Source organism: Skermanella stibiiresistens SB22 (genome assembly GCF_000576635.1).
Taxonomy (GTDB): Bacteria; Pseudomonadota; Alphaproteobacteria; order Azospirillales; family Azospirillaceae; genus Skermanella; species Skermanella stibiiresistens.
On sequence record NZ_AVFL01000011.1, the window covers coordinates 134,174 to 157,938 of the forward strand.

Consider the following 23,765-nt stretch of genomic DNA (forward strand, 5'->3'; position numbering starts at 1 on the left):
TTTTGGAGGGAACAGCCTCGCCGAACCGGCCTTAACATACCGGGGCTCGTCACTATCGGGGAGGTTGTTCGATGAACCGGACGCGGATGCTCGCCGCATGGCTGATCGTGATCGGCGCGGCGGTGGTGTCGCCGCCGCCAGCTTGGTCGCTCCAGTTGAACGATCAACTGCCGCCGGAGATCGCTACCGGCTTTCGCGCGAAGCCATTGGTCACGGCCGAGCGGGAGATGGTGGTCACCGCCAACCCCGAGGCGTCGCGCGCCGGTTTGGCGGTGCTGGAGCGCGGCGGCAACGCGATCGACGCGGCCATCGCCGTACAGCTGGTCCTGGGACTGGTGGAGCCGCAGTCCTCGGGTCTGGGCGGCGGCGCCTTCCTGGTCTACCGAGACGCGGCGGCCGATCGCCTGATCACCCTCGACGCGCGGGAGGCTGCCCCAGCCGCCGCGACCGGCACCCGCTTCGAGGGGCTGACGTTCGCCGACGCGGTTGAAAGCGGCTTGTCCACGGGAGTGCCCGGCGTTCCGCGCCTGATCGAGGACATGCATCGGCGCTTCGGATCGCTGCCGCTGGCCGATTTGGCCGCACGGGCGACCGAGTTGGCGCGTGCCGGGTTCGAGATCTCACCGCGCCTCGCCGATTCGATCCGCGAATCCACCCGCATCGTCAACGATCCAGCCGCCAAGGCGTACTTCTTCAATGACGAAGGTTCGCCGAAGACCGCCGGGACCCTGCTGCGGAACGAGGACTACGCCCAGTCGGTCGAGTCCCTGGTCCAGCATGGCAACGCCGACGCCTTCTACTCCGGGGTCATCCGGGACGACATCGTGGCGGCGGTGAGGCGCGATCCCCGGCCCGGAGATCTAGCGGCGGAGGACTTCACGTCGTACCGGATCAAGGAGCGGGTGCCTGTCTGTGGACCATACCGAACCTACAAGGTCTGCGGCATGGGGCCACCCTCGTCGGGCGGCATCGCGGTGGCCCAGATACTGGCGATGCTGGAGCCGTTCGACATGGCCGCCGCGGGCGCCAACACGGTCAAGTCGGTCCAACTTTACACGCAAGCCAACCGGCTGGCCTTCGCCGATCGCAACCGGTACGTCGCCGATGGAGATTTCGTCGACGTCCCCGTGCGTGGTCTGCTCGATCCCAAGTATCTGGCGTCGCGGAGCGCATTGATCGGGACGGACAGGGACATGGGACCGGCGGAGGCGGGGGAACCACCGTTCAAGACGGGCCTGTTCTTCGAAGGCATCCATCACGACCTGCCGGCGACCAGTCACATCTCGATCATCGACCGTTTTGGCAACGCCGTTTCCATGACGACGACGGTGGAAAGCGCCTTCGGGTCCGGCCGCATGGTGCGTGGCTTCATGCTCAACAACGAGCTGACCGACTTCTCGTTCGCCGCCGGGACGCCGGACAAGCCGGTCGCCAATAGGGTCGAGCCGGGCAAGCGGCCACGCAGCTCCATGGCTCCGACGATCGTGTTCGACAAGGACGGCAAGGTCAAATACGTGCTCGGCTCACCAGGAGGTTCGTCGATCATCTCCTATGTCGCCCAAAGCATCGTCGCCCTGGTCGATTGGGGATTGGACCCGCAACAAGTGGCGGCGCTGCCGCACTTCCAAAATAACAACGGCAAGCCACCCGCCACCTTGCTGGAGGCCGGGACGTCGGCCACCGATCTGGCCGCGGAGTTGGAGCGGATGGGGCACGGCGTCATGACGACCGATCTGACCAGCGGCCTGAGCATCATCGCCGTTGAGGATGGCAAGCTTCTCGGCGGCGCCGACATTCGGCGTGAGGGCTTGGTCGTCGGCCGCTGAGATTTAGGTGGAGGAAATCAGGTGAAGGCTTTGAACGTGATGAGGGTGAAGGTGTCCTTCACCCCAGGCAGGGTCTGAACCTGCTCAGTCACGAAACGGCCGATATCCATCTCGTCGTCCAAGTAGCACTTCATCAGCAGGTCGTATTGGCCGGAGGTCGAGTGGACCTCCGACACTTGCTCGACATCCTGCACCGCGCGGTCTGCGACCTCGTACGCTTGTCCGAGGTCGCATTTGACCATGATGAAGATGGTCTGCATCGGCAGGTCTACCTTCAAGCTTCTGGAGCGGCGAGTGGGCGGGCGCGGCGTAGCAGGAAGGCGGGGACATGGTCGCCGAAACCGATCACGACCTCGTCGTCGTCATCCTCCTCGCGGCGGCGGCGGCGATCGTCACGATCGCGGCGCGGCGGTTCGGAGCGCATGACGTCGACACGCTGTTCGCGGTCGGGTCGAGCCTCGCGTTCCGGACGGGGCGGACGCGCCTCGACAGGCTTCGGAGCGCGGGCGACGGCGGCGCGGGGCTCCTCCTCGCGGCGGGGCTCCTCCCGGCGGGCTTCCTCCTTGCGCGGCTCGTCGCGGCGGGCCTCGTCCTTGCGGGCGGGACGGCGGCGGCGCCGATCCGACAACTCCTCGAACTCGGCCAAATCGATCCCGTCGATCGAGATCAGCGGAATCTCCCGCTTGATCAGCTTGGAGATCGCGGCGATCTGCTTGCCTTCCTCCGGATTGGCGATGGTGAAGGCGCGGCCCAGCTTGCCGGCCCGACCCGTGCGTCCGATTCGGTGGACATAGTCCTCCGCGTGGAGTGGGGTGTCGAAGTTGAAGACATGGCTGAGGCCGGCGATGTCGATGCCGCGGGCCGCCACGTCGCTGCACACCAGCAGGGTGATCTCGCCCTTCTTGAAGGCTTCCAACGTCTCGGTGCGCTTGCTCTGCGGCATGTCGCCGTGCAGCGCCCCGGCGTTGAAGCCGTGCTTCTCCAGGCTCTTGTGCAGGATCGCCACGTCGCGCTTGCGATTGCAGAAGATCAAGGCGTTCTTGACGTCCTCGGTCTTCAGCAGATGGCGGAGCGCGCTGCGCTTGTCGTCCGGCTGGACGATCGTCATCGCGTGGGTGACGGTTTCCGCCATGGACGCTGGCGGCGAGACCGAGACCTCGCGCGGGTTCATCAGGAAGTTGTCGGCCAGCCGCTTGATTTCCGGCGGCATGGTCGCCGAGAAGAACAGGGTCTGGCGCATCTTCGGCAGCAGGGCGACGATCCGCTCAATATCGGGGATGAACCCCATGTCGAGCATCCGATCGGCCTCGTCGATCACGAAGATCTTGATGTCGCTCAGCAGGATGTTGCCGCGCTCGAACAGGTCGATCATGCGGCCCGGGGTCGCGATCAGCACGTCGACGCCGCGGTCCAGCTTCTTGATCTGGTCGCCGAACGACTCGCCGCCGATCAGCAGCGCCATGTTCAGCTTGTGGTGCTTGCCGTAGGTCTCGAAGTTTTCGGCGACCTGTGCCGCCAGTTCACGCGTCGGCTCCAGGATGAGCGAACGCGGCATGCGCGCCCGGGCCCGGCCATTGGCCAGGATCTCGATCATGGGGAGTGTGAAGCTCGCGGTCTTGCCGGTGCCCGTCTGGGCGCACCCGAGGACATCGCGTCCCTGAAGGACCCAAGGTATCGCTTGTTCCTGGATCGGAGTCGGTTGGGTATAACCCGCATCCTCGACGGCGCGCAGGACTTCGGGCCCGAGCCCAATTTCCGAAAAATTCATTAAGCCAGTGTCGGTTGGAGAAAGCAGCGTAAGCCCTTTGGCTTGCAGCACAGATTGGAGCGGCAGTATGGAAAGTCAAACCATCATGTCAACAATCCGTATCGTCGCACCGTTTTTTCCCCTCCGGTTGGTTCCGGAACGGCTTTCAACGGTGTTGGAGGACACGGCGCGATAGGCTTGGCTTCTCATCATGCCGCACGATAGTGTTATGACCTTGTTTTCGCAAGCGGCACGTCGAAAAGAGTGGGTTCGGCAACAAGGGATCGCGCCATGCTTCTAGACCGCGAACGCTCAATTCTGCTGGTCATCGATGTCCAGGAACGTCTGGCGCCCGCCATACACGAGGGTCCGGCGGTCGTGGCGACCATCCGGAAACTGTTGTCAGCCGCGGCGGAACTGGCGGTTCCGGTATTGGCGACCGAGCAGTATTCCAAGGGACTGGGACACACGATCGAGCCGGTGGCCGAACTGCTGCAGGAGGGCGCCGTGATCGAGAAGATCAACTTCAGCGCCGCTCGCGAACCCCTGTTCCTGGAGCGCGCGCGCCGACTCGACCGTTCCCAGATCGTGGTGACCGGGACCGAGACCCATGTCTGCGTGCTCCAGACGACGCTGGTATTGGCCGAACTGGGGTTCGACTGCTTCCTGGTCGCCGACGCGGTCGGCTCGCGGGCACCTGTCAACCGCGACTTGGCGGTGGAGCGGATGCGCGCGCGGGGCGTTCAGATCGTGACGGCCGAGATGGTCATGTTCGAATGGCTCGGGCGGGCCGACACGGCGGCCTTCAAGAAGGTGCTTCCCCTGATCCGATGATGAAGAATTCCCCCATGACCAAGTCCCCCTTGATCCTGCTGCCCGGCCTGCTGTGCGACGCGGCGTTGTGGGAGCATCAATCCCGGTACCTGACCGAGGTGGCCGATGTCTCGGTGGCGGACCTGACCGGGCACGATGGGATCGAGGCTCTCGCCGATTCGGTGCTCGCTTCAGCACCGCCGCGTTTCGCCTTGGCCGGATTGTCGATGGGTGGCTACGTCGCCCTGGAGATCCTGCGGCGGGCGCCCGACCGCGTGATCAAACTGGCATTGCTCGACACCAACGCGCGGGCCGACACCGACGAGCAGCGCCGGAGGCGGCGTGGCTTGATGGCGCTGGCCAACCAGGGCGAGTTCCGGGGAGTCACGCCGCGCCTGCTGCCAATGCTGATCCATCCGAGCCGCACCGACGAGGCGGAATTGACCGGCGTGGTGATGGAGATGGCGGAGCGGGTCGGCAAGGACGCTTTCCTCCGCCAGCAGACCGCCATCATGAACCGCCCCGATGGGCTTCCCGATCTGGGTGCCATCGCATGCCCGACGCTGGTCCTGTGCGGTCGGCAGGACGCGCTCTCCACCTTGGAAATGCATGTCGAGATGGCCGACGCGATACCCGGCGCCCGGCTCGCCGTGGTGGAGGAGTGCGGCCACTTCGTCACGCTGGAGCGGCCCTTCGCCGCCACGGCGCTGATGCGGGACTGGCTGATTTACGCCTGACCGCCCAACCGTCCGGCGGTCAGGGCGGCACTCAGCAGTTCGGCATGCGGCAGTTGTCGCTGTGGTTGGGGTCGCGGATCGGGAATAGCGAGAACGTCGCGTCCGCCACCAGCGTGCGGAAGGTCGGGTCCTCGGGCGACGTCAGGGCGGGGGCGTAACCGCTGGTCGAGGTCAGGGCGCCGCCGCGGCAGAAGGCGGCCCGCAAGCGGATCGGCTGGCCGGGCCGATCGTCTGTTGCGATCCGACGGCCCGCGCAGATCTCCGAACCGAGCAGGGTTTCGGTCGGGTTGAAGACCATCACGACCTTGTACAGACGGTTCGCGCCGTCATCGGGCGTCGTCGTGAAATGGGTCGTTGGGCCAAAATACTGATCCTGCATGAGATCGGTCACCGACTTGTCGAAACTAGCCTTGTCCCCGCCAAAGGGGTTGCCGACGACCTCGGTCCTCAGATCGCGGCCACTGCCCGCGACGCTGAATTCCAGCGGTGAATAAGCCGAGCTGGGAGTGTCGGAAACCACCCGGCTGGCGCCACAGGCGGACAGGAGCAGGGCGGCGGCCGAACACGCCACCAATCCGGGACGCATCATTTTCGAACCTCTCGCGGGATGGGATACCCCTCTGATATGAAGTCGGGCAAGCTGTCCGCCAATCAGGATCTCGTCAGCGCATTGGTGGAATGCCAACCCCATGCCCTTCCGTCCGCCGCCGGCCATCATCGTCTTGATCCCGTTGCTGTCCGGCTGCGGCCCGGACCCCGGCGCGGTCGAGACCTGCCGCCGCGTGATCGGCGCCTTCGAACAGGATCCCGCCGGGCTCGAGATTGGACAGGGGGCCGCCGATCCAGCCGACCCCGACGGTGTCATCATCGACTATGCCACCGAGAACGACGGACCCCGCTGGATCGCCTGCCGGTTTTCCAGCCATCGGGTGGAGAACGCGCCGCTGGAACCGACGCGCGTCGCGACGAGCGAGACCGGTGAGCTTTCGGAGATGAGGCTGTTCTTCCTCAAGCGATGGCTCGGGCTCGACATACCCCTGGCGAGGGTCGCGGTCGAAGGCTCCACGCCAGCCCTGGAGGACCCGGGCCGGACCACGGCGCTCTACGCGGCGCAGCAGGCGGTCAACGGCCTTGTCCTTGGCTGCATCTACGCCCTGCTCGCTGTTGGGTTCTCGCTGGTCTATGGGATCATCGGCCGGATCAACTTCGCGTTCGGCGAACTCATGATGCTGGGCGCCTACCAGACGGTGATCGCCGCCGTGCTGTTCATGGCTTCGGCGGGAAGTCCCTGGACGCTGCCGCTGGTGCTACTGACCGCCGCCGGGTTGACGGCGGGGCAGGGGTGGTTGATGGACCGGCTGGTGTTTCGGCCGTTGCGGCGGGCCTCGACGCAGGTTCCGCTGATCGCGGCGATCGGGACCGCCATCGCCCTTCAGGAAGGTGTCCGCCTGCTTCAGGGAGGACGCGACCGCTGGCTGGCCCCGGTGTTGACGGGCAGGATCACGCTGGCCGGCTCCTCCGGCTTCCCGGTCACGATCTCAATCGGGCAGGTGCTGATCGTGGCGTTGACGCTGGCCTGCTCCGCCGGTTTGTGGTGGTTGCTGACGCGGACACCGTTCGGGCGGAGCAATCGGGCTTGTGGCGATGACAGGGCCATGGCGGAACTGCTGGGTGTGGACACGGAGCGGACGATAGGCGGCACGTTCGCGCTGGGAGCCGCCTGCGCCGGTGCCGCCGGCTTCGTCGTCGCCTTACAGTATGGTGGCGTCAACGCGTACATGGGTACGCTGCTGGGGTTCAAGGCCCTGACCGCCGCGATCGTCGGCGGCATCGGATCGATACCCGGAGCCTTCCTGGGTGGCCTGCTGATCGCGCTGCTGGAGACGGGATGGGCGGCTTGGTTTCCCATGGCGTTCAAGGATGTCGCCGTGTTCGCCTTGCTGATCGCAGTGCTTGTCGCGCGGCCCACCGGCTTGCTCGGTGTGGAGCGCGAGGAAGTCAAGCGATCGGGTGGCGGCTGAGGCCAATCCGCCGCATGGCTGTGCGGTGCTTGGTGGTGGCTTGCCCCTTGACCTGGGTGAGGCGGCGCCGATATGGTCATCGGCATGTACACGGCATCCTACCTTGCGATCATCGCGCGAATTAGCGGCCCGGTCCTCCTCTGAGGGCCGGGGTTGATTGCCGCTACTTGACCTGATTTGATCGCTTTAAGGATTGCCTTCGATGGCCATGCCCACTTTGTCGGCACCCAGTGCCGAATCCCGCCCTTACGACGCCGACACGACCGCCTGCTTCTCCGTCCAGGCCAACGCCGATCCCGGCGTCATGTCGCGCGTGCTTGAACTGTTCGCCAAGCGCGGGCTGGTTCCGACCTCCTGGCACAGCCGCGTCGGCGGTATCCGGGGTGACGAACTGATCATCGATCTTCAGATGCATGGAATGGTGCCGTCGGAGGCGGAGTTCGTCGCGGCGTGCCTGCGCCAGATCCCCGATGTCGACAGCGTCCTGACGTCGGAGCGTTTTCGCGCCGCCGCCGAGTGAGCCGCTAAATCCGCGTGACGAACCTCATGGGGGAGGGTTAAATCTTCCTCCATGAGCTACCTGCACCACATCGAAGCCTGCAATACCCACGATCTGACCGGCTTTCGCCCTTTCCGGGTGGGCTCGGACCAGATCGGCTGGGTCCGCCACGCGCTGGCGGACCGCCTCACGAAATTCACCGGCATCTTCGTCGTTGAGTCCGGCGGAGTGGCCCTCCACCCCAGCCTCGACACCTTCCAGGCCCGCACCGACGCCATGGCCCTGGTAGTGGAGACCATGGTCGCCGAGGGTGCCATCGGACGTTTGCGGCGCGAGGACTATCCTGTCGTCACGTCCTGGGGCGCCGAGCCGTTGTTGAGGATCGACCGGGCGGCGGTCGCCCATTTCGGCATCCGCTCCTTCGGGCTCCACATCAACGGCTATGTCCGCAAATCGGACGGCTTGCATCTCTGGATCGGCAAGCGGGCGATGGACCGCGGCATAGCACCCGGCAAGCTGGACAACCTGGTCGCCGGTGGGCAGCCTCACGGCTTGTCGCTGGACGAGAATCTCGTCAAGGAAGCGCGGGAGGAGGCCGGCTTGTCCCCTGAGGGAGCGCGCCGCGCGGTGCCGGTGGGAGCCGTGACCTACCTGATGGAGAACAAGGCGGGGCTGAAGCCCGACACGCTTTTTCTTTATGACTTGGAGGTTGACGAGGATTTCACGCCGCGCAACACCGATGGTGAGGTCGAACAATTCATGTTGTGGCCGCTGGAGCGGGTCGCGGAGCGTGTCCGCGACAGTGACGACTTCAAGTTCAACGTCAACTTGGTGATCATCGACTTCCTGATCCGCCACGGTCATCTCAAGCCGGAGGAACCGGGTTACCTGGATCTGGTGACGGGTTTGCGCCGCCCGCTCTGAACCCGCGTCACGGGAATCCCGCCATCGACCTGACTTCGGCGGCGGTCTTGCCGGCGGCGCGCAACGCCCGCAGCGATACGGCCTTGTCGCGCTTGGCCAGCCGCTCGCCGCGCTCGTTGGTCAGCAAGCCGTGGTGATGGTAATCCGGCGTCGGATAACCCAGCAACGTCTGGAGCAGGCGGTGCAGATGCGTCGCGTGGAATAGGTCCACTCCGCGGGTGACCAGCGTGATTTCCTGAAGGGCGTCATCGACCGTGACGCTGAGGTGATAGCTGGTCGGCACGTCCTTCCGCGCCAGCACCGCGTCGCCCAGGATCTCCGGAGTCGCCGCGATCTCCCCGGCGGCGCGGTCGCGCCAGGTCAGCGGTCCGGTCAACTCCAAAGCCCGATGCGTGTCCAGCCGCGTGGCGAAGGGCGTTCCCGCCGCCACGCGGGCCGCCCGTTCGGCTGGTGCCAAGGCGCGGCAGGTGCCGGGATAGAGCGGTCCATCCGGTCCATGCGGCGCGTGGCCGGCGGCGGCGATCTCCTGTTCGATCTCGCGTCGGGTGCAGAAGCACGGATAGGTCACGCCGAGCTGGTCGAGGCGGTCCAGGGCCGCCCGGTAATCGGTGATGTGTTCGGACTGGCGGCGCACCGGCTCGGGCCAGCGCGGCCCCAGCCAAGCCAAGTCCTCCAGCAGGTCCGCCTCGTATTCGGGGCGGCAGCGGCTGGGATCGATGTCCTCGACACGGAGCAGGAAGCGGCCACCCTGGTCGGTGGCGGCATGCCAACCGAACAGGGCGGAGTGGGCGTGACCCAGATGCAGGTGCCCGGTCGGGCTTGGGGCGAAGCGCGTGACGATGCTCATGGCGGCATCATCTGGCCCAAATGGCCCCGGTTTGCCAAGCCTCGATCACCCGCGATCCAGCCCATCCACACTGGGTAACCCAATGACAGCGGGTAGCCCATTGACAGCGGAGACCACAATCGCCACAACAGCGCGCATGAGCGACCTTGCAAAACTCTCGGGACCCTCGGTCCCGCCCGCGTCCGGTGGTCCGGCCAAGCAGCTGGTGATCCTGCTGCACGGAGTCGGCGCCGATGGCGACGATCTGATCTCGCTGGCGGATTATTGGGGCACCCTGTTGCCGGACGCCGAGTTCATCTCGCCGAACGCGCCGGACCCGTGCGACATGTCGCCTTACGGCTTCCAGTGGTTCAGCCTGCTCGACCGTTCCATGCCGGCGCTGACCGAGGGCGTCAAGCGGGTCGCTCCGGTGATCGACGCCTTCATCGACTCGGCCTTGGCCGAGCGCGGTTTGATGGCGGACAAGCTGGCCCTCGTGGGGTTCTCGCAGGGTACCATGACGTCGCTTTACGTGGCGTTGCGGCGATCCGACTCGGTCGCCGCCGTGCTGGGATATTCCGGCTCCCTGCTGGCTCCCGAGTTGCTGGCCACCGAGATCAAGTCGCGCCCGCCGGTGCTGCTGGTCCACGGCGACGCCGATCAGGTGGTCCCGCCCCGGTCCCTGCCAGCCGCCCAGTCGATCCTCCAGAGCGTCGGAGTGCCTGTGGAGGTTGAGGTACGGCCGGGCCTTGGTCATGGAATCGACCAGGAAGGGCTGACCCGCGGTGGTTTCTTCCTCAAGCGCGCGTTGCTGGGATGAGTCGAAGCCGACGGTAGCCTTCCCAGCGCCCCCTTCAGGCGGTTCAGCGCGTCTGATCGTTACAGCACCATGAAGTTCGAGACACCTCGCGGTCCAGCTTGTTGAGTTTGGATCGGGGATGTTCTATGACAGGAGAGCATCCAAGTCAGGCGCTTGGGCCTGACAGGCAAGGGAACCAGAGGAGGGCGTGGGCTTGGCACCACCTCCCGATCACTGTCCGGCGCTGGTATTGAATGCGGATTTCCGTCCGCTGAGCTACTTTCCCTTGTCCCTGTGGTCCTGGCAGGAAGCGGTCAAGGCCGTGTTCCTCGACCGCGTGAACATCATCTCCGAATATGACCGCGTCGTCCGGTCGCCGAATTTCGAGATCAAGCTGCCCAGCGTGATCTCGTTGAAGGAGTACATCCCGGCGACCCGCCGGCCCGCCTTCACCCGGTTCAACGTCTTCCTGCGCGACCGTTTCTCCTGCCAGTATTGCAACGAGCCGTTCCCAACCCCGGAGCTGACGTTCGACCACGTCATCCCCCGTTCCAAGGGCGGGCGAACGACCTGGGAGAATGTCGTCACGTCGTGTTCGGCGTGTAATCTCAGGAAAGGGAACAGGTTACCCAATCAGTGTGGCATGGTGCCCTTCATGCCACCCTTCCAGCCGACGGCGCATCAGCTTCAGGAAAACGGTAGATCATTCCCGCCAAACTTCTTGCACGAGAGTTGGCGGGATTTTCTTTACTGGGATACCGAACTTGATCCGTTCTGACGGACAGTTTCGTCGGGCTGTTCTTACCGAAGTCCTATCAAGAAACCAATTGGCGGAAGTGTCGCCGTAGGTCGGGTAGAGCGCAGCGGCACCCGATAAGCAGGCGAGTTGGTGTCGGGTGCCTCTGCGCTCTACCCGACCTACGTTTGACAGCCGGTTCCGGTCGGGCCAGCCGTTTCTGGAACGTCTGCCGCCTAGAACCGCTGGGCCGCCCAGATGGCCGCCCGCGAACCAGCCTTGATCGCGCGGGTCAGCAGCTGATAGGCGGGCGTCAGTTCCGCCTCGTGGGCGAGGCCGATGTCGCGGTGCTCCAGCTCTTCGGCGCGGAACTTCTCGATATGGGCCTTCAACTCCGGCTCGCTGTCGCCCAGCGCCTCGGCCTGTTCGGCATAGTGCTCGTCGATGACCTCCTCGACCGCGACCGTGCAGGCCATGGCCGCCCGCTGGCCCATCATCGCCGTCGCGGCGCCCAGCGCGAAACCGGCGACGTGCCAGAGGGGATGAAGCACGGTGGGGCGGACCCTGCGCTCGACGATCAGCCGGCTGAAGGTGTCCAGGTGCTCCTGCTCCTGCTCTTGCATGTGCCGGATCGTCTTGGCGACGGGCGAGTGGCGCAGAACGGCCAACTGTCCCTCGTAGATCCGTTTGGCGCCGTACTCGCCCGCGTGGTCGACGCGGATCATCCGCCTCACCCGCTCGTCCGGCCTGGGATCGCCCGGCAGGTAACGGGGCCGCGTCGGCTTCGGCGCTTCGGCCAGTGCTGGCTCTACCGCGGTGGAGGCGATCAGCTTGTGCTCGGTTGGGCCGGCCAGCAGGGGGCGTTCGTTCGTCAGGGTCATCAGGCGCTCCTCAGTCTCTCACCCGCGCCGCCGATCGCGGCGCGGGCGGCGGCGGCCAAGGCCATCACCGCCAATGCCAGTGAGATCAGGATATTGTATCCCGCCATCGAAACGCCAAACAACGACCACGCCACTTGGTCGCAGCGGACAACGGGGGCCGCCATGATCTGGGCCCGCAGCGCATCCACCGAGGTGGCCGAGGCGGGCACGCCGCAGCCCGGCGTGCCCGTCCACCAATGCTGCTCGACCCCGACATGGAAGACGGCGATACCGCCGCCGATCAGGAATGCCACGCCGCATAGCGCCAGCAGCGCCGCCCGCGCCCTGGGACCCGGCTTGATCAACAGGATCAATCCCGCCATCACGATCACAGCGGCATAGGGCCACCGCTGCCAGATGCACAGCACGCAAGGCTGCAAGCCGATCACGTACTGGAAGAAGAAGGCGGCCAGGAGGGACCCGGCGCTCGCCAGCAGCAGGAGCAGGGCGGGCAGGCGGGGCGCTGACAGGGTGTCGACGGCGTTCATGTCACTCCACGGAATCGATCCGTTCGACCGAGAGGTCAGAAGACGTAGCGGACGGCGGCGAACCCGCCTACCAGCAGCGCGAAGAACGCCGTGGCCAGGATGCCCAGGTTCTTTTCGATGAAGGTGCGGATCGGCGGCCCGAAATACCACAGCAGACCGGCGACCAGGAAGAACCGGGCCCCGCGCGAGACCACCGAGGCGATCATGAAGACGGCCAAGTCGAGGTGGGTGACGCCGCTGGCGATCGTGATGACCTTGTAGGGGAAGGGCGTGAAGCCGGCGCCCGCGACGATCCAGAAGCCCCACTCGTTATAAAGTGCCGCGAACTGTTCCATCTTGTCGGTGTAGCCGTAGAAGCCCATGACCTGCTGGCCGATCGTGTCCCACAGGAAATAGCCGATCATGTAGCCGAACAGGCCGCCGACCACCGAGGCTAGCGTGCAGACGGTCGCGATGGCCCAAGCCCGGTCGCGTCGCGCCAACACCATCGGCATCATCAGGGCATCCGGCGGCACCGGAAAGAACGAGCTTTCGATGAAGGACACGGCCCCCATCGCCCACATGGCATGGCGATGCCCGGCGAGCCGCATCGTCCAATCGTAAAGCCGTCTGATCACGCGAAGCCCTCCTCAACGGAATTCCGACAATTCCGACAATGCCGCCCGTGTCTAACAGCCTACCGCACCGCACGCAATCGCCCCGATTGTCCCACCGGCGACCCTTTCAAGCGACCGCGCATGGGAAACCCGACCGCGATCGCCCGTCGGAATTCCGTTGACTGGACGGGGACGGCGGGTATTATTCCGCCACTTTCCCGCAGTATCACTGTGGCGAAACTACCAATGTGCGGGTGTGGTGGAACTGGTAGACGCGCCGGACTCAAAATCCGGTTCCGTAAGGAGTGTCGGTTCGATTCCGACCACCCGCACCACCTTCCAAGGAAGGTGAGCCTCGCCGAGCGCCGATTGGATCGGTGAATTTGTTCGTGGCTACCCAACTCACACGACCTTCATAGCCTCCAAGTCGACGACAACGCCCATGAGACGCCGCGATTACTGCGTCTCGTCGTCCTGCACCTTTGAGGCTGCCACACCTACCTCTCCGCCTCCGTCCAAGATGACGTTTTTGTTACACTTCCGCTTAGGCGGCAGGCTTCCGACGAAGGAGCCGACGTCCAAGAAGCAAAAGCGAAAACCGGAGGGGACGGGACGTGACCAATCTCGACGAACGCTATGAGCCCATCGTGGTCGAAGACCGTGACGATATCGGCTCCAACACTTCGGCCAATGTGCCGCTGCTCGAAATCACACAGGCATGCCCCAGCCGGCGTGGCCTGCTGAAAGGCCTGATGGCGTCCACCGCCGCGGTCGCCGCCTCGTCCGCGGCACTGCCAAGGATGGTCGGCGCCGCCGCGGCCGAGGAAGCCGCCAAGGGGCCCTCGACCCTGACCTTCACCCAAGCGCCCCATGAGATCGGCGAAGCACATCAGGTGGCCGCCGGCTACGACGCCAATATCCTGATCCGCTGGGGAGACAAGGTGGTGGAGGGAGCGCCCGCCTTCGACCCCCTGCGGCAGACGGGAGCGGCACAGGAAAAGCAGTTCGGCTACAACTGCGACTACATCGGCTATCAGCCGCTGCCGCTCGGCTCCAACAGCTCGGACCACGGCCTGCTCGGCATCAATCACGAATACACCACGCCCGACCTGATGTTCACCGACTGGTACCGGCCACCGGCGGCGGGCAAGACGGAGCCGACCGAGCGTGGCACCACGCCGGAGGAGACCCAGGTCGAACTGGCCGCCCACGGTCACACCATCATCGAGGTCAAGAAAGAGCAGGGTGTCTGGCGCGTGGTGGAGAACAGCCCCTACGCCCGCCGTATCACCATGAACACGGCCTGCCGGATCTCCGGGCCCGCGGCGGGACACGACCGGCTGAAGACCAACGCCGACCCGACCGGCACGAAGGTGTTCGGCGTGCTCAACAACTGCGCCGGGGGCAAGACACCCTGGGGCACGATCATGATCTCGGAGGAGAACTTCAACGGCTACTTCGGCGGCGGCGATCCGGCCAGCATGCCCGAAGCCGCCAACTACAAACGCTATGGCATTTCCGCCAAGTCGCGGTATTGGTGGCGCGAGACCGTGGACCGCTTCGATCTCGCCAAGGAGCCGAACGAGCCGAACCGCTTCGGCTGGATGACCGAGTACGACCCCTATGACGCCTCGTCGGTGCCGGTCAAGCGGACGGCGCTCGGCCGCTTCAAGCACGAGGGCGCCACCAGCATCGTCAACAAGGATGGCCGCGTCGTCTTCTACTCCGGCGACGACGAGCGGTTCGACTACCTCTACCGCTTCGTCACCGCCGGCCGCTATGACCCGAACGACCGGGCCGCCAACCGCGACCTGTTGGATGCGGGAACCCTCTACGCCGCCAAGTTCAACGGCGACGGTTCCCTGGAATGGTTGCCGCTGATCCACGGCCAAGGGCCTTTGACCCCGGCCAACGGCTTCAAGTCCCAGGCCGACGTGCTGATCGAGACCCGCCGGGCGGCGGACGCGCTGGGGGCGACCCCGATGGACCGGCCGGAGGATGTCGAGCCCAATCCGGTCAACGGTCGCGTATACGTGATGCTGACCAACAACACGCAGCGGAAGGACGGGCAAGTCGACGCCGTCAACCCGCGCGCCGCCAACCGCCATGGCCAGATCGTCGAGCTGATCCCGCCAGGCGGGGAGGGGCACCAAGCCGACCATACGGCGGACCGCTACCGATGGGCTCACGTCCTGCTGGCCGGCGATCCCGCCAAGTCGGAGGACAAGGCCGTCTACCATCCGGCGACCGAAACTTGGCTGTCGTCGCCCGACAACTGCGCGTTCGATCCGCGCGGCAGGCTATGGATCTCGACCGATCAGGGCGAGGCGCAGACCAAGAATGGCATCCCCGACGGAATGTACGCCTGCGACCTGTCCGGTCCCGGGCGGGCGCTGGTCAAGTTCTTCTTCGCGTGTCCGATCGGAGCCGAGATGTGTGGTCCCGAGTTCACGCCCGACGGCAAGACCCTGTTCGTCGCGGTCCAGCACCCGTCGGAGGTTCCGGGAGCCACCGTCGAAAAACCCGCCACCCGCTGGCCGGACTTCCAGGAAGGCATGCCTCCAAGGCCATCGGTGGTCGTGATCACCAAGCGGGACGGTGGTGAGATCGGAGCGTGATGGGGGCTTCCAACCTCACCCACGTTTTAGGGCGCTGGACCTGACGCCACCCGTCAGGTCCAAGGCTCCCAACCTACTTCTTCCCAGCCTTCTCCGCCGCGGCCTTGGTCTCCGGCACCGGCGTCAGGGCGCCGCGTCCGTCGAACCAGGACACCAGATTGTCCACCACCAACTGGCCCATGGCGTTGCGGGTGTGGACCGTGGCGGAGGCGACGTGGGGCAGGAGGACGGCGTTCTCTCGCGCGATCAGCTCGGCCGGGACGTTGGGCTCGTCCGCGAAGACGTCGATGCCGGCGCCCAGGATCGTCTTGGAGCGCAGAGCCTCGATCAGGGCGGCTTCGTCGACCACGCTGCCGCGGCCAACATTGACGAAGACGCCGTCGGAGCCAAGCGCCTCGAAGACGGCGGAGCCGATCAGCTTCTCGGTCGCGGCGCCACCGGGCAGGACCGAGATCAGGATATCGACCTGACGGGCCAGTTCGACCGGATCGGCGACATAGGGGAACTCGACGCCGTCCTGCTTGTGCCGGCCATAATACGAGATCGGCAGGCCAAAGGCTTGCAACCGCTTGGCGATGGCCTTGCCGATGCGGCCCAGTCCCAGGATGCCGACCTTGCGGCCGCGCAGCGACGCGGTCAGCGGATAGTTGCCGGCGGGCCATTTGCCCTCCCGCAGATGCCGCTCGGCGCCGGGGATCTGGCGGACCGTCGAGAGCAGCAGGCCGATGGTCAGGTCGGCGACCTCGTCGGTCAGGACGTCCGGGGTGTTGGTCACGACGATGCCGTGCTCGCCGGCCCATTTGGCATCGATCTGATCATAGCCGACGCCGAAGGCGCCGATGATTTCCAGGGTGGGAAGCCGGGCCATCAGGCTCTCGTCGACCCCGGCGTGGCCTCCGGCGGCGACCCCCCTGATTCGCGCGCCATGCTCCGTCAGCCAGGCGTCCTTGTCGGAGGCTTCCCACAAACGATGCAGGGTGAACATCTTGTCGAGCTGATCGGTGACGATCGGCAACATCGGGGCGATCTGCAGGATCTCGGGCTTGGACATGGCTTTTCGGAGCGCCTTATTGGTTTGAACACGGGCACCAGGACGGTGGCGGCACACCATGGCGCGTCTGTCAATCCTGGGCAAGTTTCGTTCCAACCAATTCCAGCTTTGATGTGACATGAAGCCACGGTAGGATCGGGACAAAGCTGCCATACCAGAGCGGCATAACAGGGGAAGGCAGGCCCGTGCCGAACGACACGGACATTCTCGAACTCATCAGAACCCGGCTGTTCACCGCCGTCATTGGCGACGTGATGGATACGCGCGGCTTGACCCGACAGTTCCTGCCGCCGGAAATCCGCGCGCTAGACCCCGACATGATGATCGCCGGCCGCGCCATGCCGGTGCTGGAAGCCGACTGCCATGGTGACACCCTTGGTGCCGAGAGCGGCAAAGCCAACCCGTTCGGCCTGATGCTCCGGGCTCTCGACGAGCTGAAGCGGGACGAGGTCTATATCTGCACCGGCGGCTCGCCGCGCTACGCCCTGTGGGGCGAACTGATGAGCACGCGCGCCCGGACGCTCGGTGCCGCCGGGGCCGTGGTCGATGGTTTCCACCGCGATACCCGGGGCATTCGCGCCCTGGGGTTTCCCGTCTTCTCCCATGGAGCCTACGCGCAGGACCAGCGGGTGAGGGGTCGCGTCATCGACTTCCGGTGCTCGATCGAGTTCGGCAACGGCACCCGCGTCGCTCCTGGCGATGTGATCGTGGGCGATATCGACGGCGTGCTGGCGATCCCCCGCGAGCACGCGGCCGAGATCGTGGCGCTGGCTCTGGAGAAGGTCGAGGGCGAGGAGGCAGTCCGGGTGATGATCGAGCGCGGCGACCGCACCGAGGACATCTTCGGGAGGACCGGCATCATGTGATGGAGGTGACGGTCTTCGAAAGTCTGGCGAACACAAGTCAAAGAAAAGACGATGAGAACAGTGGAGGATGCGATGAAATCTATATTGTTGGGTGCCGTTTTCGCGGTTGGTCTGACGGCCATCGCCGGACAGGCGTCGGCGCAGGAGACGCTGAACGTCTATTGGGTCAAGGGCTTCTACAAATCCGAGGACGACGCGCTCTACGCCGCGATCAAGAAGTTCGAGGAGAAGACCGGCGTCAAGGTCGAGCTGTCGCAGTATCCCGTCCAGGACATGATCCCGAAGACGGTCGCGGCGCTGGACTCGGGCACGCCGCCAGACGTGGCCTATTCCGACGTCTATGATTTCCAGGTCACCGGCAAATGGGCCTACGAGGGTCGGCTGGAGGATATCTCGGACGTCATCACGCCGCTCAAGGACCGGTTCGCGCCGAACACGATCGAGACGACCTATCTGCAGAACGAGGCCAGCGGCAAGCGCGCCTATTACGCGTTCCCGATCAAGCAGCAGACCATGCATATCGAATACTGGATCGATATGCTGAACCAGGCCGGTTTCCAGGAGTCCGACGTTCCGAAGACATGGAAGGAATACTGGTCGTTCTGGTGCTCCAAGGTGCAGCCGGCCTACCGCAAGGCTTCGGGCCAGCGGGGCTATGGCATCGGCCAGCCGCTGGGCGTCGACAGCAGCGACTCATTCTTCTCGTTCCTGACCTTCGCCGACGCCTACAACGTCAAGATGGTCGATGACGACGGCAAGCTCCTGGTCGACGATCCCGCCGTCAAGCAGGGCTTGGTCGGCGCCTTGACCGACTACACGGCACCCTACACGTCGGGTTGCGTGCCGCCGTCGGCGACCAGCTGGAAGGACCCGGACAACAACGTCGCGTTCCACAACAAGACGACCGTCCTGACCCACAACGCGACCATCTCGATCGCGGCCAAGTGGCTGGACGACATGAGCAACGCGACGTTGAACGACGAGCAGCGGGCCCAGGCCAAGAAGAACTATAACGAACTGATCCGCACCGCCGGTTTCCCGCAGAAGCCCGACGGCTCCCAGATGGTCTACCGGGCGGCGGTCAAGACCGGCGTGGTCTTCGCCAACGCCCGCAACAAGACCCGCGGCAAGGAGTTCGTGAGCTTCCTCCTGCAGGAGGAGAACCTGACCCCCTATGTCGAGGGTTCGCTGGGCCGCTGGTTCCCGGTGACCAAGGAAGGCCAGGAGCGGCCGTTCTGGAAGGCCGACCCGCATCGCCAGTCGGTCTACAATCAGTTCAAGGCCGGTACCGTGACGTTCGAGTTCACCAAGAACTACAAGTTCACGATCCTGAACAACGAGAACGTCTGGGCCAAGGCCGCCAACCGCGTCCTCAACGAGAAGGTGCCGGTCGACAAGGCGGTCGATGAGATGCTGGCCCGCGTCAAGGCCGTCGCCGGCTAAGGCTTGGGCGGAAGCCGGGCCGTTCGGCTCCCCGTCGCCGTGAGGGCGATGGGGAAGCCGGTCGGCCCCGGCGCCATTTCCGGCGATCCCTCAGTTTCCCTCTCCAACGAGTGCGGCGGATCCTATGAACACGCTGACGGTTTCCGAGACGGGCACCGCTACACGGCCCAAGCCCAAGGGCTGGTCGCAAACGCGGATCTGGGGCACCATCCTGCTGGTGCCCTACGTCCTGGTCTTCCTGTTCTTCGTCGTCTATCCCGTCTGTTACGGCTTCTGGCTGGCGCGGGACCCGCACAACTATGTGGAGCTGTTCGAAGATCCGATCTTCGTCCGCTCCATCTTCAACACGCTCGTCTTCCTGCTGATCGGCGTCAACCTCAAGATGGCCGTGGCGCTGCTGCTGTCGGGGTTCTTCCTGCATGACAGGATCTGGATCCGCTGGCTGTCGCTGATCTTCATCCTGCCTTGGGCGGTGCCGTCGATCCCGACCATCCTGTCGGTCCGGTTCATGCTCAACCCGGAATGGGGCATCATCAACCAGTTGATCTTCAGGTTGACCGCCGAGGACGGGCCGAACTGGCTCAACGATCCGACCCTGGGCCTGGCCTTCTCGATCCTGGTCCACATCTGGAAGAGCCTGCCGTTCTGGACCCTGATCCTGCTGTCCGGCCGGCTGGCGATCTCCAAGGACCTGTACGAGGCGGCCTCGGTCGATGGCGCCAGCTCGGTCCAGCAGTTCCGCTTCGTCACGTGGCCGTCGATGAAGACGCTGTACGTGACCTGCACGGTGCTGTCGATGATCTGGACACTCGGCGACTTCAACAGCGTCTACCTGCTGACCGGCGGCGGTCCGGCCGACCTGACCCACGTGCTGGCGACCCTGGGTATCCGCTACCTGCGCCTCGATCAGGTCAACCTGTCGATGGCCGCGATCGTCACGGCGCTGCCGCTGGTGCTGCCGCTGGTGTACTTCATGATGAGGCGTCTGTCCAAATGAAGGCGAATATCCTCAAGAACGTCACGGGCGAGGCCAAGCTCCTGCTGATCGGCATCCCGGTGCTGCTGTGGACGCTGCTGCCCATATACCATCTCGTGCTGTTCGCGATCTCGCCGCGCGACACCGCGTTCTCCGGCAAGCTCTGGCCCGACGAACCGACGCTGCGCAATTTCCAGATCGTGCTGAACCAGGACCACTATTTCCTGATCCACTTCTGGGAACAGCTGGCCAACTCGCTGATCATCGCGGTTTCGACCGGGGTGCTGACACTGCTGATCGCGACCTTCGCGGCCTTCGCGATCAGCCGCCTGAAGGTGGAGGGCGGACGCACGGTGATGAACCTGGCGCTGTTCACCTACTTCATCCCGGCGGCGTTCCTGGCGGTCCCGATGTACAGGACCATGGGCGTCTATGGCCTGCTAAACAGCAAGTGGGCGCTGATCCTGGCGATGGTGACGGTCGCGACCCCCTACGCCATCTGGGTGCTCAAGCAGGCGTCGGACAAGCTGCCCTATGAATTGGACGAGGCGGCGGTGGTGGACGGCGCCTCGCCCATGCAGCTGTTCTGGATGGTCTATCTGCCGCTGATGAAGCCGTCTCTGGTGGCTGTCGGGACCTACGCCCTGCTGCTTGCCTGGAACGAGTACCTCTACGCGTTCCTGCTGCTGTCGCGCGACACCGAGATCACGCTGCCGGTGGCGCTGGGCAACTTCCTGTCGGCCGACGATTCGCCGTGGGAACTGCTGATGACCACCGGCCTGATCTACGCGCTGCCGCCGGCCGCGATCTACTACACCTTCAAACGCTACATGGTCGGCGGCCTGACGGCCGGAGCGGTCAAGAGCTGAACGCGTCCCCCGACAAAGAGGAATTCCGCTATGGCATCGGTTGAGATCAGGGACGTCCGTAAGGCCTATGGCGCGGCGCAGGTTCTCCATGGCGTTTCGGTGGACATCCAGGACGGCGAGTTCGTCATCCTGGTTGGCCCCAGCGGCTGCGGGAAATCGACGCTGCTGCGGATGCTGGCCGGGCTGGAGAGCATCACCGGCGGGGAGATCCGCATCGGGCCGAGGGTGGTCAACGACGTGCCGCCCAAGGAACGCGACATCGCCATGGTGTTCCAGAACTACGCGCTCTACCCGCACATGACGGTCGCGGAGAACATGGCCTTCTCGATGCGGCTGCGCCGCGCCAAGAAGTCCGACATCGAGGTCCGGGTCAACAAGGCGGCCGACATCCTCGGGCTGACCAAGCTGCTGGACCGCTATCCCAAGGAGCTGTCCGGCGGCCAGCGGCAGCGCGTCGCCATGGGCCGGGCGATCGTGCGCGATCCCAAGGTGTTCCTGTTCGACGAGCCGCTGTCGAACCTGGACGCCAAGCTGCGGGTCGCGATGCGCGCCGAGATCAAGGAACTGCACCAACGCCTGAAGACCACGACGGTCTATGTCACCCACGACCAGATCGAGGCCATGACCATGGCCGACAAGATCGTGGTGATGCGCGACGGCATCGTCGAGCAGATGGGAGCGCCGCTGGAACTATACGACAGGCCGGGCAACGTCTTCGTCGCCGGCTTCATCGGTTCGCCGGCCATGAACCTGCTGGAGGGGCGGATCGAGGGCGGCGCCTTCGTGACCAGCGGCGGCATGCGCCTGCCGCTGCCGACCGATCGGTTTACCGGAGCCGCCGCGTCCGGCCGTCCCGCCATCTATGGTTTGCGGCCCGAGCACATCACGCTGAGCGACGCCGGCGTGCCGGTCGAGGTCGTGGTGGTCGAGCCGACCGGATCGGAGACGCTGATCGTGGTCAAGGGTGGCCACACCGAGCTGGATTGCCTGTTCCGCAGCCGCATCCTGCCCAACCCTGGCGAGACCCTGCGGATCCAGCCGGATACCGCGCATGTCCACTTGTTCGACGCCGAGTCCGGCCAGCGGCTGGACTGAGGAACGAAGGGTCGGGCCGAACCGCACAGCACTGGATAGAAAAGCACAATGGCAAAGCTGACTTCCATCACCCCCGGCTTCTACCGCATCCCCCTGCCGGTGGTGTTGAGCGATAGCACCCACGGCGAGATCAAGGCCTTCGAGCTGAACACCGTCCGCCTGCGCGACGCCGATGGAGAGGAAGGCGTCGGCTACACCTTCACCGTTGGCCGCAACGGCGCCGCGATCGACGCCGTGCTGACGCGCGAGATGACCGAGTTGATGGCCGGCGAGGACGCCGACGCGATCGAGCGGCTGTGGCTGAAGGCGTGGTGGGCGCTGCACTACGGCGGCCGCGGGGGACCGACGGTGCTGGCCATCTCGGCGTTCGACATGGCGCTGTGGGACCTCAAGGCGCGGCGGGCCGGGCTGCCGCTCTGGCGGCTGCTCGGCGGCTACGATCCCCGCGTGCCCTGCTACGCCGGTGGCATCGACCTGGACCTGCCGCTCGACGCCTTGCTGCGCCAAACCGACGGCAACCTGGACAAGGGCTTCCGCGCGATCAAGATGAAGGTCGGCCGCAAGGACCTGTTCGAGGATGTCGAGCGGATCGCCGCGATGCGCGAGCACCTGGGCCGGGGATTCCCCCTGATGGTCGACGCGAACATGAAATGGGGCGTGGACGAGGCGATCCGCGCCGCCCGCGCTTTCCAGCCCTACGACCTGACGTGGTTGGAAGAGCCGACCATCCCCGACGACCCCGCCGGCCACGCGCGGATCGTCCGCGAGGGCGGCCTGCCGATCGCGGCGGGCGAGAACCTGCGCAGCCTGTGGGAGTTCAAGCTCTACATCGCGGGCGGCGGCGTGACCTATCCCGAGCCGGACGTCACCAACTGCGGCGGCGTCACGCCGTTCATGAAGATCGCCCACTTGGCGGAGGCCTTCAACCTGCCGGTGACCAGCCACGGCGCCCATGACGTGACCGTCCACCTGCTGGCCGCCTGCCCGAACCGCTCCTATCTGGAAGCCCACGGCTTCGGCCTGGAGCGCTACATCGCCGAGCCCCTGCGGGTCGAGGACGGCGTCGCGGTGGCGCCCGAGCGGCCGGGACATGGCATCGCGTTCGACTGGAGCGGTCTGGAGAAGATCAGGGCCTGAGTTTCGGCGGCGGGCTCACGCGTCCAGCGTGGCGCCGCCATCGACCCGCAGGTCGTGAAGGGTGATGTGGCGGGCCCGGTCCGACACCAGGAAGACGACGGCGTCGGCGATGTCCTCCGGTGTCGCGATCCGCCTCAGCGGTATGCCGAGCCGATGGGCTTCGAGCGAGCCGGCGATGACGCGGTCGGGGCCTGACGCGTCGGTCCAAAGCTGGCGCTGCATGTCGGTGTCGGTCGAGCCGGGCGAGACGATGTTGCAGCGGATGCCGTGATCGGCCAATTCCAGGCCCAGGCATCGCGTGAACATGGTCGACGCGGCCTTGGACGCGGCGTAGGCCGCCATGTGGACGCGGGGAACCGCCGCGGCGTTGGAGCTGACCGTAACCACCGCGCCCGACCGGCGTTGGATCATCCCGCGGGTCACGGCGCGCGAGACGTGGAAGACGCCGGTGGTGTTGACGGCGAAGGTGGCGACCCAATCCTCGGCGGTCAGGTCCTGGACTGGGCCCAGGCGCAGGATGCCGGCGACGTTGACCAGGATGGCGATCGGCCCAAGGTCCCGCTCGACCCGCTGGACGGTGGCCTCCACCGCGGCGGCGTCGGTGATGTCGGTGACGATCGGCGTCACGGCGGGTGTATCGGACCAGCGGTCGGCGAGGGCGCCCGCGTCCCGGTCCAGCGCCGCGACGCGGGCCTCCTGATCTGACAGGGCTTGGACGACGGCGGCGCCGATGCCGCGCGCGGCGCCGGTCACGAGGGCGATTCGGTTGTGGGGCATC

General features: G+C 65.5%; 24 protein-coding genes and 1 tRNA gene. 16 read left to right on the forward strand and 9 right to left on the reverse strand.

What is annotated here, in order from left to right; genetic code table 11:
• Window positions 1-71 precede the first annotated feature (71 nt).
• On the forward strand, window positions 72-1,826 hold the full coding sequence (gene ggt / locus N825_RS16485) for a gamma-glutamyltransferase (protein ID WP_037454023.1): 1,755 nt from the start codon (window positions 72-74) through the stop codon (window positions 1,824-1,826).
• Between the two features lie 17 nt (window positions 1,827-1,843).
• Here ggt and N825_RS16490 read toward each other — a convergent pair whose 3' ends face one another.
• Together N825_RS16490 and N825_RS16495 are read right to left on the reverse strand one after the other, a co-directional pair.
• Window positions 1,844-2,086, reverse strand: a complete 243-nt coding sequence (locus N825_RS16490) for an Lrp/AsnC ligand binding domain-containing protein (RefSeq protein ID WP_037454026.1) — start codon at window positions 2,084-2,086, stop codon at window positions 1,844-1,846.
• A gap of 14 nt (window positions 2,087-2,100) precedes the next feature.
• Entirely contained in the window at window positions 2,101-3,594 is a 1,494-nt protein-coding gene (locus N825_RS16495) for a DEAD/DEAH box helicase (RefSeq protein ID WP_037454029.1), read from the reverse strand.
• A 270-nt stretch (window positions 3,595-3,864) separates the two neighbouring features.
• On the opposite strand from N825_RS16495, the gene N825_RS16500 reads away from it, so the two are divergent.
• Window positions 3,865-4,407, forward strand: coding sequence for a hydrolase (locus N825_RS16500; RefSeq protein ID WP_037454032.1), 543 nt, complete (start codon window positions 3,865-3,867; stop codon window positions 4,405-4,407).
• A 14-nt stretch (window positions 4,408-4,421) separates the two neighbouring features.
• Window positions 4,422-5,123 carry an alpha/beta fold hydrolase gene (locus tag N825_RS16505; protein ID WP_157619285.1) on the forward strand — a complete coding sequence of 234 codons (702 nt, stop codon included), beginning with the start codon at window positions 4,422-4,424 and terminating at the stop codon, window positions 5,121-5,123.
• A gap of 31 nt (window positions 5,124-5,154) precedes the next feature.
• On the opposite strand, the gene N825_RS16510 is transcribed toward N825_RS16505, so the two are convergent.
• The gene (locus N825_RS16510) at window positions 5,155-5,712 is read right to left on the reverse strand and encodes a hypothetical protein (protein ID WP_051512465.1); all 558 of its coding nucleotides are present in this window, start codon (window positions 5,710-5,712) and stop codon (window positions 5,155-5,157) included.
• A gap of 100 nt (window positions 5,713-5,812) precedes the next feature.
• Here N825_RS16510 and N825_RS16515 point away from each other — a divergent pair, with 100 nt between their 5' ends.
• The 3 genes from N825_RS16515 to N825_RS16525 all read left to right on the forward strand — a co-directional run bounded on the left by N825_RS16515 (window position 5,813) and on the right by N825_RS16525 (window position 8,567).
• Window positions 5,813-7,144 carry a branched-chain amino acid ABC transporter permease gene (locus N825_RS16515; protein ID WP_245613141.1) on the forward strand — a complete coding sequence of 444 codons (1,332 nt, stop codon included), beginning with the start codon at window positions 5,813-5,815 and terminating at the stop codon, window positions 7,142-7,144.
• 202 nt (window positions 7,145-7,346) lie between these two features.
• Window positions 7,347-7,664, forward strand: a complete 318-nt coding sequence (locus N825_RS16520; RefSeq protein ID WP_245613142.1) for a hypothetical protein — start codon at window positions 7,347-7,349, stop codon at window positions 7,662-7,664.
• A gap of 51 nt (window positions 7,665-7,715) precedes the next feature.
• Window positions 7,716-8,567, forward strand: a complete 852-nt coding sequence (locus N825_RS16525; protein WP_037454039.1) for a DUF4743 domain-containing protein — start codon at window positions 7,716-7,718, stop codon at window positions 8,565-8,567.
• Window positions 8,568-8,574: 7 nt separating this feature from the next.
• On the opposite strand, the gene gluQRS is transcribed toward N825_RS16525, so the two are convergent.
• Window positions 8,575-9,414, reverse strand: coding sequence for a tRNA glutamyl-Q(34) synthetase GluQRS (gluQRS, locus tag N825_RS16530; protein WP_037454041.1), 840 nt, complete (start codon window positions 9,412-9,414; stop codon window positions 8,575-8,577).
• A gap of 136 nt (window positions 9,415-9,550) precedes the next feature.
• Here gluQRS and N825_RS16535 point away from each other — a divergent pair, with 136 nt between their 5' ends.
• Both N825_RS16535 and N825_RS16540 read left to right on the forward strand, forming a co-directional pair.
• The gene (locus tag N825_RS16535) at window positions 9,551-10,213 is read left to right on the forward strand and encodes an alpha/beta hydrolase (RefSeq protein ID WP_037454042.1); all 663 of its coding nucleotides are present in this window, start codon (window positions 9,551-9,553) and stop codon (window positions 10,211-10,213) included.
• Between the two features lie 193 nt (window positions 10,214-10,406).
• Window positions 10,407-10,970: an HNH endonuclease gene (locus tag N825_RS16540; protein WP_037454271.1), complete on the forward strand. Its 564-nt coding sequence runs from the start codon at window positions 10,407-10,409 to the stop codon at window positions 10,968-10,970.
• 194 nt (window positions 10,971-11,164) lie between these two features.
• Here N825_RS16540 and N825_RS16545 read toward each other — a convergent pair whose 3' ends face one another.
• The 3 genes from N825_RS16545 to N825_RS16555 are packed head-to-tail and all read right to left on the reverse strand — an operon-like array spanning window position 11,165 to window position 12,953.
• Complete coding sequence (locus tag N825_RS16545) at window positions 11,165-11,809, reverse strand: demethoxyubiquinone hydroxylase family protein (RefSeq protein ID WP_084164792.1); 645 nt, start codon at window positions 11,807-11,809, stop codon at window positions 11,165-11,167.
• Complete coding sequence (locus N825_RS16550) at window positions 11,809-12,336, reverse strand: disulfide bond formation protein B (RefSeq protein WP_037454044.1); 528 nt, start codon at window positions 12,334-12,336, stop codon at window positions 11,809-11,811. Before N825_RS16550 ends, N825_RS16545 begins: the two co-directional genes overlap by 1 nt.
• A gap of 35 nt (window positions 12,337-12,371) precedes the next feature.
• Window positions 12,372-12,953, reverse strand: a complete 582-nt coding sequence (locus tag N825_RS16555; protein WP_037454047.1) for a YqaA family protein — start codon at window positions 12,951-12,953, stop codon at window positions 12,372-12,374.
• A 229-nt stretch (window positions 12,954-13,182) separates the two neighbouring features.
• Here N825_RS16555 and N825_RS16560 point away from each other — a divergent pair.
• Both N825_RS16560 and N825_RS16565 read left to right on the forward strand, forming a co-directional pair.
• Window positions 13,183-13,267 (forward strand) — tRNA-Leu (locus N825_RS16560).
• Between the two features lie 279 nt (window positions 13,268-13,546).
• Window positions 13,547-15,550 carry a PhoX family protein gene (locus N825_RS16565; protein WP_037454052.1) on the forward strand — a complete coding sequence of 668 codons (2,004 nt, stop codon included), beginning with the start codon at window positions 13,547-13,549 and terminating at the stop codon, window positions 15,548-15,550.
• Window positions 15,551-15,623: 73 nt separating this feature from the next.
• On the opposite strand, the gene N825_RS16570 is transcribed toward N825_RS16565, so the two are convergent.
• Complete coding sequence (locus N825_RS16570; RefSeq protein WP_037454055.1) at window positions 15,624-16,601, reverse strand: 2-hydroxyacid dehydrogenase; 978 nt, start codon at window positions 16,599-16,601, stop codon at window positions 15,624-15,626.
• Between the two features lie 185 nt (window positions 16,602-16,786).
• Between N825_RS16570 and N825_RS16575 the strand changes: the two genes are divergently transcribed.
• From N825_RS16575 to N825_RS16600, 6 genes are all read left to right on the forward strand, one after another.
• Window positions 16,787-17,467: an RraA family protein gene (locus tag N825_RS16575; protein ID WP_037454057.1), complete on the forward strand. Its 681-nt coding sequence runs from the start codon at window positions 16,787-16,789 to the stop codon at window positions 17,465-17,467.
• A gap of 72 nt (window positions 17,468-17,539) precedes the next feature.
• Window positions 17,540-18,910: an ABC transporter substrate-binding protein gene (locus tag N825_RS16580; protein WP_037454060.1), complete on the forward strand. Its 1,371-nt coding sequence runs from the start codon at window positions 17,540-17,542 to the stop codon at window positions 18,908-18,910.
• A gap of 124 nt (window positions 18,911-19,034) precedes the next feature.
• Window positions 19,035-19,907 carry a carbohydrate ABC transporter permease gene (locus tag N825_RS16585; RefSeq protein WP_037454063.1) on the forward strand — a complete coding sequence of 291 codons (873 nt, stop codon included), beginning with the start codon at window positions 19,035-19,037 and terminating at the stop codon, window positions 19,905-19,907.
• Window positions 19,904-20,755 carry a carbohydrate ABC transporter permease gene (locus N825_RS16590; protein ID WP_037454066.1) on the forward strand — a complete coding sequence of 284 codons (852 nt, stop codon included), beginning with the start codon at window positions 19,904-19,906 and terminating at the stop codon, window positions 20,753-20,755. Before N825_RS16585 ends, N825_RS16590 begins: the two co-directional genes overlap by 4 nt.
• Before the next feature lie 30 nt (window positions 20,756-20,785).
• Window positions 20,786-21,850: an ABC transporter ATP-binding protein gene (locus tag N825_RS16595; RefSeq protein ID WP_037454069.1), complete on the forward strand. Its 1,065-nt coding sequence runs from the start codon at window positions 20,786-20,788 to the stop codon at window positions 21,848-21,850.
• A gap of 48 nt (window positions 21,851-21,898) precedes the next feature.
• Window positions 21,899-22,987, forward strand: a complete 1,089-nt coding sequence (locus tag N825_RS16600) for a mandelate racemase/muconate lactonizing enzyme family protein (protein WP_037454072.1) — start codon at window positions 21,899-21,901, stop codon at window positions 22,985-22,987.
• A gap of 15 nt (window positions 22,988-23,002) precedes the next feature.
• Here N825_RS16600 and N825_RS16605 read toward each other — a convergent pair whose 3' ends face one another.
• The gene (locus N825_RS16605; RefSeq protein ID WP_037454075.1) at window positions 23,003-23,764 is read right to left on the reverse strand and encodes a 2,3-dihydro-2,3-dihydroxybenzoate dehydrogenase; all 762 of its coding nucleotides are present in this window, start codon (window positions 23,762-23,764) and stop codon (window positions 23,003-23,005) included.
• Window position 23,765 lies beyond the last annotated feature (1 nt).

What these genes read in the sequence shown, in the direction of transcription:
- ggt (WP_037454023.1), top strand. Translation starts at nt 72, where the DNA reads ATGAACCGGACGCGGATGCTCGCCGCATGGCTGATCGTGATCGGCGCG.
- N825_RS16490 (WP_037454026.1), bottom strand. Translation starts at nt 2,086, where the DNA reads ATGCAGACCATCTTCATCATGGTCAAATGCGACCTCGGACAAGCGTAC.
- N825_RS16495 (WP_037454029.1), bottom strand. Translation starts at nt 3,594, where the DNA reads ATGAATTTTTCGGAAATTGGGCTCGGGCCCGAAGTCCTGCGCGCCGTC.
- N825_RS16500 (WP_037454032.1), top strand. Translation starts at nt 3,865, where the DNA reads ATGCTTCTAGACCGCGAACGCTCAATTCTGCTGGTCATCGATGTCCAG.
- N825_RS16505 (WP_157619285.1), top strand. Translation starts at nt 4,422, where the DNA reads ATGACCAAGTCCCCCTTGATCCTGCTGCCCGGCCTGCTGTGCGACGCG.
- N825_RS16510 (WP_051512465.1), bottom strand. Translation starts at nt 5,712, where the DNA reads ATGATGCGTCCCGGATTGGTGGCGTGTTCGGCCGCCGCCCTGCTCCTG.
- N825_RS16515 (WP_245613141.1), top strand. Translation starts at nt 5,813, where the DNA reads ATGCCCTTCCGTCCGCCGCCGGCCATCATCGTCTTGATCCCGTTGCTG.
- N825_RS16520 (WP_245613142.1), top strand. Translation starts at nt 7,347, where the DNA reads ATGGCCATGCCCACTTTGTCGGCACCCAGTGCCGAATCCCGCCCTTAC.
- N825_RS16525 (WP_037454039.1), top strand. Translation starts at nt 7,716, where the DNA reads ATGAGCTACCTGCACCACATCGAAGCCTGCAATACCCACGATCTGACC.
- gluQRS (WP_037454041.1), bottom strand. Translation starts at nt 9,414, where the DNA reads ATGAGCATCGTCACGCGCTTCGCCCCAAGCCCGACCGGGCACCTGCAT.
- N825_RS16535 (WP_037454042.1), top strand. Translation starts at nt 9,551, where the DNA reads ATGAGCGACCTTGCAAAACTCTCGGGACCCTCGGTCCCGCCCGCGTCC.
- N825_RS16545 (WP_084164792.1), bottom strand. Translation starts at nt 11,809, where the DNA reads ATGACCCTGACGAACGAACGCCCCCTGCTGGCCGGCCCAACCGAGCAC.
- N825_RS16550 (WP_037454044.1), bottom strand. Translation starts at nt 12,336, where the DNA reads ATGAACGCCGTCGACACCCTGTCAGCGCCCCGCCTGCCCGCCCTGCTC.
- N825_RS16570 (WP_037454055.1), bottom strand. Translation starts at nt 16,601, where the DNA reads ATGTCCAAGCCCGAGATCCTGCAGATCGCCCCGATGTTGCCGATCGTC.
- N825_RS16580 (WP_037454060.1), top strand. Translation starts at nt 17,540, where the DNA reads ATGAAATCTATATTGTTGGGTGCCGTTTTCGCGGTTGGTCTGACGGCC.
- N825_RS16585 (WP_037454063.1), top strand. Translation starts at nt 19,035, where the DNA reads ATGAACACGCTGACGGTTTCCGAGACGGGCACCGCTACACGGCCCAAG.
- N825_RS16590 (WP_037454066.1), top strand. Translation starts at nt 19,904, where the DNA reads ATGAAGGCGAATATCCTCAAGAACGTCACGGGCGAGGCCAAGCTCCTG.
- N825_RS16595 (WP_037454069.1), top strand. Translation starts at nt 20,786, where the DNA reads ATGGCATCGGTTGAGATCAGGGACGTCCGTAAGGCCTATGGCGCGGCG.
- N825_RS16600 (WP_037454072.1), top strand. Translation starts at nt 21,899, where the DNA reads ATGGCAAAGCTGACTTCCATCACCCCCGGCTTCTACCGCATCCCCCTG.
- N825_RS16605 (WP_037454075.1), bottom strand. Translation starts at nt 23,764, where the DNA reads ATGCCCCACAACCGAATCGCCCTCGTGACCGGCGCCGCGCGCGGCATC.